The sequence below is a fragment of the Paraglaciecola sp. genome, assembly GCF_039964565.1.
Classification (GTDB): Bacteria; Pseudomonadota; Gammaproteobacteria; order Enterobacterales; family Alteromonadaceae; genus Paraglaciecola.
In genome coordinates this window covers 60,508-73,535 of the sequence record NZ_JBDVXF010000045.1, presented here as the reverse complement: position 1 = coordinate 73,535, position 13,028 = coordinate 60,508, and the positions used below count along the sequence as shown (strand labels likewise).

Annotated in this window: 12 protein-coding genes; 8 read left to right on the top strand and 4 right to left on the bottom strand. The window is 41.2% G+C overall.

The genetic code is table 11. The features are described 5' to 3' along the window. The first annotated feature begins 217 nt into the window (after positions 1-217). A complete protein-coding gene (locus ABJK37_RS22180; protein ID WP_348358378.1) occupies positions 218-1,159 on the top strand; it encodes a hypothetical protein in 942 nt (313 codons plus the stop codon). Positions 1,160-1,196: 37 nt separating this feature from the next. On the opposite strand, the gene dolP is transcribed toward ABJK37_RS22180, so the two are convergent. Genes dolP through ABJK37_RS22160 form a run of 4 tightly spaced genes read right to left on the bottom strand, consistent with a single transcriptional unit; the run spans position 1,197 to position 4,719 of the window. Then, positions 1,197-1,775 carry a division/outer membrane stress-associated lipid-binding lipoprotein gene (gene dolP / locus ABJK37_RS22175; RefSeq protein ID WP_348358376.1) on the bottom strand — a complete coding sequence of 193 codons (579 nt, stop codon included), beginning with the start codon at positions 1,773-1,775 and terminating at the stop codon, positions 1,197-1,199. A 3-nt stretch (positions 1,776-1,778) separates the two neighbouring features. Then, entirely contained in the window at positions 1,779-2,372 is a 594-nt protein-coding gene (locus tag ABJK37_RS22170) for a phosphoheptose isomerase (RefSeq protein WP_348358374.1), read from the bottom strand. Positions 2,373-2,414: 42 nt separating this feature from the next. Further along, positions 2,415-2,789: a YraN family protein gene (locus ABJK37_RS22165; protein WP_348358371.1), complete on the bottom strand. Its 375-nt coding sequence runs from the start codon at positions 2,787-2,789 to the stop codon at positions 2,415-2,417. Continuing rightward, positions 2,776-4,719 (bottom strand): penicillin-binding protein activator, encoded by a 1,944-nt coding sequence (locus ABJK37_RS22160; RefSeq protein ID WP_348358369.1) that lies wholly within the window; start codon positions 4,717-4,719, stop codon positions 2,776-2,778. The genes ABJK37_RS22165 and ABJK37_RS22160 overlap by 14 nt, the downstream gene beginning before the upstream one ends. A 145-nt stretch (positions 4,720-4,864) precedes the next feature. Between ABJK37_RS22160 and rsmI the strand changes: the two genes are divergently transcribed. From rsmI to ABJK37_RS22125, 7 genes are all read left to right on the top strand, one after another. Further along, complete coding sequence (gene rsmI, locus ABJK37_RS22155) at positions 4,865-5,704, top strand: 16S rRNA (cytidine(1402)-2'-O)-methyltransferase (RefSeq protein ID WP_348358367.1); 840 nt, start codon at positions 4,865-4,867, stop codon at positions 5,702-5,704. After that, positions 5,701-6,678, top strand: a complete 978-nt coding sequence (locus tag ABJK37_RS22150) for an FAD:protein FMN transferase (RefSeq protein WP_348358365.1) — start codon at positions 5,701-5,703, stop codon at positions 6,676-6,678. The genes rsmI and ABJK37_RS22150 overlap by 4 nt, the downstream gene beginning before the upstream one ends. 40 nt (positions 6,679-6,718) lie before the next feature. Then, positions 6,719-7,264: an exonuclease domain-containing protein gene (locus ABJK37_RS22145; RefSeq protein WP_348358363.1), complete on the top strand. Its 546-nt coding sequence runs from the start codon at positions 6,719-6,721 to the stop codon at positions 7,262-7,264. A gap of 214 nt (positions 7,265-7,478) precedes the next feature. Then, positions 7,479-8,135, top strand: coding sequence for a 2OG-Fe(II) oxygenase (locus ABJK37_RS22140; RefSeq protein ID WP_348358361.1), 657 nt, complete (start codon positions 7,479-7,481; stop codon positions 8,133-8,135). 90 nt (positions 8,136-8,225) lie between these two features. Continuing rightward, positions 8,226-9,434 carry a DUF3089 domain-containing protein gene (locus ABJK37_RS22135; RefSeq protein ID WP_348358359.1) on the top strand — a complete coding sequence of 403 codons (1,209 nt, stop codon included), beginning with the start codon at positions 8,226-8,228 and terminating at the stop codon, positions 9,432-9,434. A 16-nt stretch (positions 9,435-9,450) separates the two neighbouring features. Then, on the top strand, positions 9,451-10,758 hold the full coding sequence (locus ABJK37_RS22130; RefSeq protein ID WP_348358357.1) for an acetylhydrolase: 1,308 nt from the start codon (positions 9,451-9,453) through the stop codon (positions 10,756-10,758). A 346-nt stretch (positions 10,759-11,104) separates the two neighbouring features. Continuing rightward, complete coding sequence (locus tag ABJK37_RS22125; protein WP_348358825.1) at positions 11,105-13,015, top strand: TonB-dependent receptor; 1,911 nt, start codon at positions 11,105-11,107, stop codon at positions 13,013-13,015. Positions 13,016-13,028: the final 13 nt, after the last annotated feature.

The following is a 13,028-nucleotide window of genomic DNA, read 5'->3' as shown; positions in this document are numbered from 1 at the left end:
CTATATGATGCCCGAAATCATTCTAAATCATAAAAAGATTGCAGGTTAAAATATTATCCTTATTATATCTAATGCGCGCCCGCACATTTGATATTCATTTTAGGGATTAATAATGAAACTGCCTATTCTCATTTCTCCGTTAGCAATCACGCTTAGTTCCTCAGTATCCAAATTCCAATGATGAAAAATACTAAATACTAATCAGGAAGGTATTTCAGTGCGCATTCTATTGTTTATGATTTACCGTTATGCATTACTTCTTCAATTATTGTTGATATCGACTGTTGTTGAAGGTGTGACTAACTGTGGTTCAGTGACTGATTTATGGAATGAAGCTTTATCGATAGAACAATTAAGTGTGCAAGATAAGTTACAAGAGAATAACCAAACAGTGGTTACAGATATTCGGGCTGAAAAATTCGTTGCGTTATTTGAAAATTGCATAGAGTCAGATTTTACCGATGCAACGCTAAAAAACTTATCTACAAATGATAAAGATGTCTTGTATCAGTTGATGCATAAAATCACCTTTTACTCTCAAAACGACAGTATGCTTAGTTTCATAACTAGATTATTGAAAGAACTACCTTCCGAGGATTTAAATAAAAAACGATACGCCGAGACTTTGTACTCTAGATACATAGCTAATTGGATGTTCGCTGAAGCACAAGAGTTGAAAACAAAATTTGAATTGGACCGTGACGACTATGTATTTAAACTCTCAGGGAACTTAGAAGGTAGCAGGCAGGTTATTACACCTTTTCTTGAGAGTGGAAAACTTCAAGAGAAAAACGAGTTGCTCAGTGAACGCCACGTCGTAGTGGTAGGATCACTATTTTGCCAGCCTTCAGAAAGATTCTCAGAGTGGTTAAAAGGCAAGCCAGAGTTACGCAAGATTATGGCTAAACATTCAACTTGGATAACGCGACAAAATGGTGACTTGCGGCTCAATGAAGTTCTTGAATATAACTATATCTCTGACCATCAGCCATATAGTTTTGTATATAAAAAGGATCAATGGTCTGAAATTACTTATTGGGGAACACCCACTTTTTATTTTTTCGAACAAAATAGCTTGGTAAGGCAGATTGTAGGTTGGCCGAAAGAGGGCAGAGAAGTCCAGCTTAGAGAAGCTCTCGCGGCAATCGGCCTACTTTAATAATCTTGTGGTTAGGATAGTGGCTTAGGAAGCCCCATTAAGTATATTCAAATGCCTTAATCACTTGTTTTACTCCATTGATATTACGGGTGATATCTACGGCTATATTGGACTCTTGTTCAGTGACTAACCCCATTAAAAATACTTCACCGTTTTCAACCTCTATTTCGATATGTAGGCCATCTATACGTTTATCTGCGATCAGTTTGGTTTTTATTTTTGAGGCTAACCAAGCATCATTGGCAATAACACCTGCTGGAATGGGGGCACCCAAACGAATTTGGTTATGGAGCTTTTTAATATTTTTAACGGTTGCAGCAAGGTTTTGAGCCTGTTGTATCAATTCTTGAGTGGGCGCCTGACCCACTAATAAAGCGGTACCATTAAATACCTGTACTGTGATGCTAGTTTGTTCTTGTACAGCCAAGTCTTTTGCCAGTGCATTCGAGATACGGCTAGCGGCTGTGGTATCGTCAACCTGAGTACCTATAGTGCGCCTGTCATGGGCTACAGATGCGGCACCTACGCCAGCACCGATAATTAATCCTGCGCATCCTTGTAACAATAGGGCCGTTGAGAGTATCAATGTTAGGCAAATATTTTTAGTTTTAAACACGGGTTACTCCTGAAAATTTTCTGGGAATAAACAATTATCTATTCCCTCACAAAGACTATGTACTACTAAATAATGAACTTCTTGAATTCTCGCGGTGCGGTTCGACGGTACGCGGATTTCCACATCGTGTTGGCTGACTAACCCTTCCATTTTGCCGCCGTCCATACCGGTGAGCGCTACTATAGTCATATCACGGCTTAGGGCAGCCTCCATTGCTTTGATCACGTTATGGGAATTGCCACTGGTGGAGATAACAAACAAAATGTCGCCAGCTTGACCTAAAGCGCTCACTTGTTTTGAGTACACTTCATCGAATGTAAAATCGTTGGCTATAGACGATAACGTGGCGCCATCAGCGGTTAGTGCTAGCGCAGGTAAACTAGGCCTTTCTCGTTCAAACTTATTTAGTAACAACGAAGAAAAGTGCTGCGCGATGACCGCGGAGCCACCATTGCCACAGCATAATATTTTATTGCCATTAATTAACGCGTTGACCATCATATAGGTCGCGTTTGAAATGGCTTCGGGTAATAACTCAATTGAGGCAATTTTTATTTGGATACTTTCGGTAAAATTGGCCTTAATGCTATCTAACATAACACTCCTACGTAAATTATATTTAAGATTGGTGCGTTTGAATTAAACACTTTTTAACCAATTGACATTGTGTGGTTGCCGATCTTTTCCTTCAATGCCCACTACGTCAATTCTATGTGGGACGATACTTGGATTAAAGCCCTTTTCTTGCATATAGTGCATAACCGCAGACTCAAACTTACGTTTTTTACTTGGATGAAAAAATTCAATTGCAGAGCCGTGTTGACTGCTACTACGATACTTAACTTCAACAAATACCAGTTCATCTTGGTCTTGCATAATTAAGTCTATTTCACCTGTACGACAGCGATAATTTTGCATCACAAATGTGAGACCCTGCTGTTCCAAGAAGGTTCGAGCAAAACGCTCAGCTTCACTGCCAATTACAGTGGACAGTGCTTGCTTAATCCATTGCAAGTAATTTTACTCTGTCTTGGGCAACTTGTGCCCAAGGTAAACTTCTGTGCAATACACCTTGTTCATCTACGTTGATTTCGCCGGTTAATCCATGGCTGACGATTTGCGGTAATGATTTTAGACGACGTAAATTCGGCAGTAAATTATAGGCATCGAACCCCATAGCAAATAACCGTAACAAAGTGTCTTGGCGTTGCGGCCATAGTTGTTGACTTTGATTCGCTAAGGGTTGCCAACGATGCTCAGGTAACATCCAAGGCATATCTGTAAAGGTGAGGTTCCGTAAATCTCTTAGACTGTTATTATTGAGATCAACGCTATAGCTGCGTGAAGAAGCAAATACCGAAAGTGATTTTCGAGCAAAAGGGCTGAGGCTGGCTTCAATAATTGGATTGAGCAGAGCAGTTTGTTCTGGATTGGCAAATAATACTATGGAATCAATATCGCGACGGTTTCTTTCTACGCCAAACACTTCAACATCGGCCAGCGTTTCGATTTGTTTAATACGCTTATCACTTTGAGCAACGTCCAACTTTTCTGATACTTGTGTACGCATGTTTTTGTTGTCAGTAAAAATGCTTAAGTCTGGTCGAGTAGCATTAGGCGTTTCTTGCCATGTGGCAATAAATGCCGCAGCCATTCTTTGCGTGGTTGGATTGTCTGCAGCAAATATGATCGGTCGAACCAACTGATTCTTCTGAATATGTTGTGCGAGTTGTTGCGCTTCATCTTCTGGCGCTAACGAAAAAAAATAGTGTTCGGTTATTGAGGAATTGGATTCTTCAAGGGAATCCAAATTCCCTATTTCCGGGCCCTTAGCTGTTAACTCCACTCTATTTAAGGCTAGCAATATTTTATCTTTAGGTAATACAGCTTGCAGTTCAATTATTTGCTTTTTCACTAAAGGTCCTAATACCACATCAAAATCCGCTACCATTTCATTTAGTTGTTGAGCCGTTTTTAACGCAGAATCAAAAAAGCGAATTTCGCGGTACTGTTTTGCTGTATCTGCTAAGGCATCGTTAGACAATTCTCCGTCTTGTGATGCATTATTTGAATAAAGCTCCGCAGAATCTAAACTTTCCAAGTAAGCGGCCAATATACCTTCCTTTATTGCTTGGCCTTGATTGGCGAGTCTGCCAGTCAATGGTAGTAACACTGCGATGCGTTTTGCCTGAATGGGAGACTCTAATAACGATTGTTGGATCTCTAATGGAAGATTACTAACTAACGGATGCCCTAAATGCCTATTTTGCCAATTGACTAGTTGTTGGTTAAACATCTCAGGATCCAAAGCAAAACGTTTTACGATAATCGCTAACTGCAACCAAGGTTGTAGAGTGGTATCTGACAGTCGCGCCTTTTCTAAATCACTTAAGGAAAGCTTGTTAACCCACTGCCAAATTGTTTGAGTTCTCTTGGAGTCTTCAATATTGGTGGCTTGTAACGCTTCAGCTGCTTTGAGCCACTGTTTTTTATTGACGAAAAGCTGCGCTTTTATCGCGGCAATACGCTTTTGGTAACCATAATCTCCTTGCAAATTGGCAAGTATGACTTCTACATTATCATATACCTCATCAGACAGTATTAAGTAACACTCTGCTAGAAGCACATTGCCATGAGTGATGTGGCGATTATCTTGTAACTTTGGCTGTAGCACTTTTAGTACTCGAATACTTTTCTCGCATTGCTGCTCAAGTTGCAACGCTTCAGCGGCGTGCAATAAATACTCATTGCGTTGGTAGAGGTTATTGGTCCTCGCATAGTTTTGTTTTGCTTGGGTCAAATAATAAGCACTGTCTTTGATTTGTTCGACGATTTTTTCAGTTGGTTTTACTGTAATTTTTTGAGGTTGCCGAGTTGGGCTGCTAGAACATGAAAAAAAACACAAAATAGTGATACTAAACATCACTAACGCTCGAAAACTCATCGATGGTACCCATTAAATAAAGTGATAATAACCATGTTAGTTTATAGTATCGGATATAAATATCTAATGCTTTGTGACTAGGATGTGCGATAAAGCCCATACTAGGATCAAGGTTAGACAATTGCATTAATTGGGAGAGTTATCATTGATTGAGTCAGGCACCTTATATATTGTCGCCACGCCTATTGGCAATTTGGAAGACATTACCCTTAGAGCATTACGTATTTTAGGTGAGGTGGATTTAATTGCCGCTGAAGATACCCGGCATAGTCAGCGTTTGTTGCAGCACTATGATATTTCAACGCGACTGACCTCATTACATGATCACAATGAATCTCAGCGAGCCACTCAATTGATTGAAAAACTCAATCTCGGTCAAAACATTGCGTTAATTTCTGATGCAGGCACACCTCTTATAAGCGACCCTGGTTATGGTTTGGTCTGTCACTGCTCCGCAGCTGGGGTCAAAGTGGTGCCGTTGCCAGGACCTTGTGCAGCTATAACGGCCTTATGCGCTGCTGGCTTAGCTACAGATAGATTTAAATTTGAAGGTTTTTTGCCCGTTAAGGCAGTGGCTAAGCAGCAGGTTTTGCAGCGATTGCTCACTGAAACCAGTACGAGTGTATTTTACGAATCTCCTCGCAGGGTGGCAGAAACGGTAAAACAAATAGTGATTGAGTTGGGTGAAAGTCGCCAAATGGTATTGGCCAAAGAGCTCACAAAAACCTTTGAAACCTTTTATTCAGGTACTGCAGAAGATTGTTTAACTTGGCTCGAAGCCGATGCCAATCATCAAAGAGGTGAATTTGTCTTAATGATCGCCGGTGAAAAACAAGATCAAACAGAAGTGTCTGCAGATGCACTTAACTTACTAAAGCTTTTGGTTAAAGAATTGCCGCTTAAAAAAGCTGCAGCGGTCACAGCTGCTCAATATGGACTAAAGAAAAATCAGCTTTATCAACTCGGGTTAGAGCTTAACTTATGAGTATAAAAAGCCTACTTATTTGCATTTTGATGTTCTGCAATCTGCTTTTTTCAGGTGCATTAACGGCAAAATGGTTTGAAGACAGTCAGGCAATAATGGGGACTAATATACATGTAGAGCTGTGGAGTGATTCTCCGCAACAAGGTCAAGGGGCAATTCAAATGGTAATGGATGAAATGCGGCGGATTGATCAGGCCATGAGTCCCTACATTGAAAGTAGCGAATTGAGTCTACTCAATAAACACGCGGCTAAAGACTATGTAGCCGTTTCTAAAGAGTTATTCGACCTTATCGTGTTATCTGTGGAACTCGCAAAGGAAACCGGCGGCGCCTTCGATATTACTTTTGCGAGCGTGGGTTACCTTTACAATTACCGAGCGCATCTAAAACCCCAACAAAGCCAAATAACTGATTTATTAAAGGCCGTTAATTTTAGGCATTTAAGGTTCGATTCTCACAAAAACAGAATTTTTTTCGCCCATCCCAATGTGAAAATTGATTTAGGTGGCATTGCCAAAGGTCATGCAGTAGATAATGCCATCGAATTGTTGCGAAAAAGTGGCATTAAACATGCTTTAGTGACAGCTGGCGGTGATACTAAATTGTTGGGCGACAGGTTAGGTAAACCTTGGATGGTAGGTATTCGAGATCCTCGAAATCAACACAAACAAAGTGTAGTTTTGCCATTGGCAAACACTGGGTTGTCGACTTCAGGTGATTATGAACGTTATTTCGAACAAGACGGAAAGCGTTATCATCATATTTTATCGCCAAAAACCGGTGAATCAGCCTACGAGGTGCAAAGTGTATCCATAATTGGCAACCGCAGTACATTGAATGATGCGTTGTCAACTGCTGTGTTTGTTTTAGGTGTGCAAAAAGGAATGGACTTGCTAAATCGGACACCAGGATATGATGGCATTATTGTGGATAATCAGCGCAAGTTGCATTATTCCAATACCTTGGTTGAATAATTTTCACTATTTTTTGTATGTTATTTAATGAGTAGAAACAATGAATAAAGCTACAGGCCAGGCTGGCCTGCATATTCCTAATATTATTGACGTGGAGGCCAGTGGTTTTGGTGCCGCCAGTTATCCAATAGAAGTAGGGGTCATCAATCAAGCTGGAGAACGATTCTGTTGTTTGATTAAACCACAACAGGATTGGACACATTGGGATACTAGAGCCGAATCTTTGCACGGCATTAGTCGCCAAGTATTGGCAGAAAAAGGCTTGGTTGTACAAGAGGTGTGTTCACAGCTGAATCAATTTTTAGCGGGCCAAGTTGTCTATTCAGACGGGTGGGTAGTAGATGATACTTGGTTAATAAAATTGTTTAATGCGGCCAAAATGGTGATGAAATTTCATGTCAGCTCATTAGAAATGATTTTAAAGGAAATACAAATGCCCTTGTGGCACGACACCAAGGAAACCCTATTCCAACAAATGCAAGAGCAGCGTCATCGAGCCAGTAGCGATGCTGCCCTTATTCAAAAGACTTTTGTAACCACGCAACTGATGTGTAATCAACAAAATAGTCAATTGCAGTTGTCTTGATTTTAGCTTAGCCTGGTTTGCCCTAATTCGAAACATGTCTTTCATTTACGGGGCCCACATATCAACTCAGCTGGTTTTTAATATTCAAACCGACACGTTTCGCCATTTTTCATAGCAAGCATTCTTAGGTCAAACACACTTTATCGGATTAATTCTGGCGAAAGTAACCATGCACTTGTTAAAATAAGCAGCCAGTTAAAACGATGAAACGCCTGTGATTGAGAATACTTATTTAAGTGAATTGTTGATAGATGAAATAGCGGATGCTCTGCAACAGTGCGGTTATATCCAGCTACAAGAGTTTCTGCCTCAGTGGCTTGCTACACAGTTGTTGCAAGAAGCCAAACTCTTGTCTTCAAGTGCTTTTAAGCCTGCAGGAATTGGTCGCAAAGACGACCTACAGCTTAATACCCAAATTAGAAGCGACTCTACTTTGTGGCTTGATGGAAAAGATAATAAATCAGAGGCGCAAACTCATTACTTACACTCTATGGAACAATTGCGATTAGGCTTAAATAGACGTTTGTTTATGGGATTGTTCGATTTTGAATGTCATTTCTCTCATTACGGAGAAGGCGACTTTTACCAGCGACATATTGATGCTTTTAAAGGTCGCAGTAATCGTATATTAAGTACAGTGTTTTATTTGAACAACAATTGGCAAACAAACGCGGGTGGCGAGTTAGTTATGTATGCTGATGAGCAAGACGTTCCTTTGCTTGTGGTTAAGCCGCAATTTAACAGTTGCATTATATTTCTAAGTGACGTTTTTCCACACGAAGTACTTAGGAGTAACACTGACCGATACAGTATTGCTGGCTGGTATAGAGTAAACAACAACTCTACAACTCATCTGGATCCTAACCAATAACTCAGCGTTATAAATTACTCTTTAAATTGCTGAGTTGTTTATATGTACCGAACTAGGCTAAATATAGGCGCTTTGGTTATAGAGTATTGTATGAACTCCCTCAAAAAAATTGTCTACTGGCTGATTCTTCCTCTAGTGATATTATGCGTAATTTTGATTTTGTTTGGCCGTCAATGGGTATTAAGTTACCTTGCTCCACCAGAAATTTTTGCGATGGCGGACGCACCTGTTGCACCACAGTACAGCAACGCCTATTTTTGGGTCGCTCATCCAGACAAAAATGATACCTCTGATTTGGTGCCAATGGCATTGGATACCAGTAAAGATTTAGCTCAAAAAGAAGTCGATGTGTTTTTTATACATTCAACTGGTTTTGTCGGGCCTGGTGGATGGAATTCTACTATGGAAAACAAAAACTCTGAGGCTCAATCAATTGAATACATGTTATCTAGCATGGCGAGTATATTTAATGGCTGCTGTAATATTTATGCGCCTCACTACCGTGAAGCCAATATTCAAGCTTTTATACCAGACAAGTTTACAGCAGGTACCCAAGCACTGAACTTAGCTTATCAAGATGTCGAAGCGGCGTTTTCATATTATCTAGCTCATTTCAATCAAGGTCGGCCTTTTGTCATAGTTGGGCATAGTCAAGGTACGACTCATGCGTTACGACTATTAGAACAAAAGATAGATAACACCTCACTGTATCAACAATTGGTAGCTGCTTATTTAGTAGGTTATTGGTTGCCTAAAGATAAATTTGAAAGGGGATTTCAGCAGATACAACCTTGCACTGAAGCCAATCAAACCGGTTGTGTTGTGAGCTTCGATACTTATGGTCAAGGTGGTGAATTAGACGCGAAGGTTCCCCATTGGTATCCAACGGGCTGGGAATCGAGTCAATTGGAAGATGGCACTACCAAGCCAACATTGTGTGTGAATCCATTGAGTTGGACAATGACCACTGACAAGATCCCAAGTACTGCACATTTAGGTGCGATGCCGGTCGAGTTTAAGCGTACGCCAATCGATATGTTGTTAGCCAACAACCCGGGATTTATTTTCCAAGAATTGCCAAGATTAACTCCTGAGTTAACTTGGGCACAATGCATGAGTGATGGCCGACTTGAAGTCATGTCGCAAACCGACAACGCTTTTTCTAACCATCTATCTCTGCCCAATAACAGTTACCACGTACTCGACTACAGTTTGTTTTACGGCAATATTCGTGAAAACGCCATGCAGCGAGTCACCCAATTTATGGCATCAAATCAAGCTTTTCAAATAGAACAATAATACCAAGGAACATAGAATGAACTTTTTTCAAACCCTGTTTAGATACACCGTATTAACCACGCTTTTTGCGTGTCGTAGTGCTGTGTTTTGTCATGTTTTTGCAACCGAAGTTATTGCAAGTGATAAGGCCCAGCAATTATATACAACGCAACCAGATGTTACCCCCGAACTAGGTAAGCGTGGTAGTTACTCTGTGGGTGTCACAACTATTAAGGCAACCAACCCGCAACAACTCAGTGCTACAGATTATAAAAGCTTGCAAGACCGTTCATTGACCCTAGAAGTATGGTATCCAGCCATGGCTCAAAAAACTGATGTGCTGGCAACCTACGAGAATGTCACCCGCACTCATAAATCATTTTTACTGCAGGGTAATAGTGTTAGGGATGCTAAAGCCAGCCAAGAAAAAACCTATCCGTTGGTCGTGTTATCTCATGGGTATACAGGCTACCGCACCATTATGTTTTATCTTGGTGAACATTTAGCGAGCCACGGTTATGTAGTAGTTGGCATTGATCATACAGACTCCACCACAGGTGAAGTAGACTTCAAAGAAGCACCTTTTTCGGGCTTTCCCAGTACCTTAATCAATCGAGCCCGGGATCAACAATTTGTATTGGATTACTTTGCTTCTTCTAAGTCTGAATTGGCAAAAGTAGTCAATACAGACCTCGCATCGGTGATTGGATATTCCATGGGAGGTTTTGGCGCAATTAATACAGTAGGTGGTTGTTACAATTTTACCCAACAAGGTCTACAAGCTTTTGGATTTCCAGAGCCTGCGGCAAAAGCGTTGTTAGGGGTGTTTAATATCTGCAATGCGGCAAAAGAACAAGTTGATAGCCGCTGGAAAGCTATGGTGGCCTATGCCCCTTGGGGCCAAGAGCAAAATTTACATAAGTTAGATGGGATCAAAGTACCGAGTTTATACGTTAGTGGCTCCCTTGATGATGTGTCTGGATTTGAAAATGGCGTAAAAAAACTATTTGAGCAATCGCCAGTAAAAGACACGTTTATGCTGGTGTATGAAAATGCACGACATAACGTAGCGCCGCACCCTGCGCCTGCTATCGCCTATGCAGCAGATGCGGATTTAGGGCATTATTACGAACCCGCTTGGAGTAGTGAAACCCTTAATCGCATTAATCAACACATGACTTTAGCGTTCCTAGATTGTTACGTTAAACAACAAACTAGCGCTTGTGAATACCTGCCTAAACGTGAAAACGCAGCTCAAAGCAAGGATGCTCAAGGTAACTTAAATGATCCTTGGCCTGGCTTTGCTAACCGATGGGCGGTTGGCATGAAGTTTGTTCGTAAATAGCAAGGCTTCTGCACTGCTCTGCAGCTAGCTGTAGGGCAAACCCAATTACAAAGCCCAGCCGATTGCACTTGGCGTCAGTATGGTCACTGGCGCTAAGTGTGACTTATATTATTTCTTCTTGAGTTTATCTGCTCAGCCAATACCAAGCTTCTAATCCCTTTGCCTAACAACCATTTACCGTCGTTTTACCGATAGTCGCTGCTTAATTCGCCTCGTTTTCACCTGTTATCCAAAAACACCTTGACTCTAATAAGGAATCGGCCTTATTATTAGTGTAAATGATATTGATTCGTATTTAGATTAAATGAAGTTGACAGCAGTAGTATTGTGTTTGTTTGGTTTGTGTATGGTTAACCAAGCTAGATCCACAGCAATGGAACAAATAGTAGTAACAGGCACTCGCTCGTCCATTGACCAATCTGATAGCCCTGTTTCGATTGATGTGATATCTGCAGCACAATTGCAAAAACTCAGTCACGGCACCCTAGCAGGGGCACTGAATTATATTCCGGGGGTGGTGGCTAAACGTAACGCTAAAGACGGGTATACGGTGCAAATGCAGGGTTTTGACGAGAACCATGTCTTGATATTGATGGATAGCCAGCCTTTGATTTCTCCAACAGGATCGGCAGTGGATTTGGACCAAATTGGTGTGGTTGATATTGAGCGAATTGAAGTATTAAGGGGGGCCGCATCAGTCTTATACGGTAGTTCTGCCATGGGCGGCGTCATCAATATTATTACTCGTAAAGAGTCCAAAAATCACCTCAAACTAAAATATCAAAGCAGCAGTTACACTCAAAACAATATCGATTCTTCGGATATCGGTCATCAAATTCAGCTAGACGCTAGCCAAAATATACTGGGTTGGCGTGGCAATATCAGTCTGCAAAAAATTGAAGATCCCGGATTCGATTATGATCCCAACACCATCGCGCAAAGTGCGCCGAGTACCGACAAGCATTTCGTAAATTTAGGCTTATCGAAACAGTTTGATGATGCATTCGGGCTGAGCTTGAAAGCGCGTTATTTCAGTGATGATAAACAAAAACAACGTTACGAAATCCCAGGGCAAGCTGGAGAAATAAGTTATTTATCTGAGGTAGAGCAATGGCAATACGACCTCGCGTTGAATCAAGGAGAAATTTGGCGGGTACAAGGCCGCTATATTAATCACCTTGAAACCAGCGGCGACTCAAATTCCTTACGGGACGCGGATATTACTTTGATGGAAATAGACAGTCAGTATCTATGGAATATCGAGGATTTAGAGTTGGTATCAGGATTTGTTTTGCATACCGACGAGTTATTCCAAATCAAAACTGCAACCGAACAAGGGACTTCAGGCACAGTTGAGATAGATGACAAAGCCCGAGATAGTGTTGAAGCTTATACCCAATTAAGCTTGCAAATAGACGAGCATGAAGTTCTCGCTGGGATCCGTGCTCAACGTGATAGTGAATTTGGTTGGCACAGTGCAGCGCGGGTGAACGCATTATTTAGTTTTTCAGAAACCCAACAGCAGCAATGGAAATTACGAATGGGCGTGGGCCAAAGTTATCGAGTGCCTACACTCAAAGAACGCTTTTACGTATTCGACCATAGCAACCTAGGTTACATGGTGTTAGGTAACGAACAGTTGGAGCCTGAAACAGCAGTAAGTGCTAACTTAGAACTCACATTTGTTAAGCAGTCAGGAAGCTCCAATCGAGACTTTTCTTTAAGCGTCAATACACATTATTCAAAAGCGGAAGGTTTTATTGAAACGGTGACAGATGTCGAAGCATCAGCATCTACTGGTTTGCTTATCTCTCGTTATAGCAATGTAGAAGAAGCGGTACTCAAGGGTGTCGACCTGTCAGCTAACTTAGCTTGGGGAAAGGTAGATTATCAACTTAGTTACAGTTATTTACATGCCACCGATCACAAAGGGGCGCATCTTAGTGACCGCCCCACCCATCAAATTAAAGCAAACCTTGATTGGCAATTACCATTTGATATTCATGGCTTGATTTACCTTGTGTATGAAAACGGAAGTTATCCAACAGCACAACAACTAGGGATCGAACAAGATGATTGGAGTAGCTTGAATCTAAGCCTTAGTCAGAATTTTAACCAAAATTGGCACTGGGTGGCTGGTGTTGACAACGTATTTGATAACCACCAAAACACAGATGCGGTTGCAGCTGGACTACTTGATGTTAGACCACTGTCGAGCAGACGTGTTTTTGCTGGTATCTCATACCAATTTTATTAATGGAAACCAAAGA

What these genes read in the sequence shown, in the direction of transcription:
- ABJK37_RS22170 (WP_348358374.1), bottom strand. Translation starts at nt 2,372, where the DNA reads ATGTTAGATAGCATTAAGGCCAATTTTACCGAAAGTATCCAAATAAAA.
- ABJK37_RS22160 (WP_348358369.1), bottom strand. Translation starts at nt 4,719, where the DNA reads ATGAGTTTTCGAGCGTTAGTGATGTTTAGTATCACTATTTTGTGTTTT.
- ABJK37_RS22150 (WP_348358365.1), top strand. Translation starts at nt 5,701, where the DNA reads ATGAGTATAAAAAGCCTACTTATTTGCATTTTGATGTTCTGCAATCTG.
- ABJK37_RS22145 (WP_348358363.1), top strand. Translation starts at nt 6,719, where the DNA reads ATGAATAAAGCTACAGGCCAGGCTGGCCTGCATATTCCTAATATTATT.
- ABJK37_RS22135 (WP_348358359.1), top strand. Translation starts at nt 8,226, where the DNA reads ATGAACTCCCTCAAAAAAATTGTCTACTGGCTGATTCTTCCTCTAGTG.
- ABJK37_RS22130 (WP_348358357.1), top strand. Translation starts at nt 9,451, where the DNA reads ATGAACTTTTTTCAAACCCTGTTTAGATACACCGTATTAACCACGCTT.
- ABJK37_RS22125 (WP_348358825.1), top strand. Translation starts at nt 11,105, where the DNA reads ATGGTTAACCAAGCTAGATCCACAGCAATGGAACAAATAGTAGTAACA.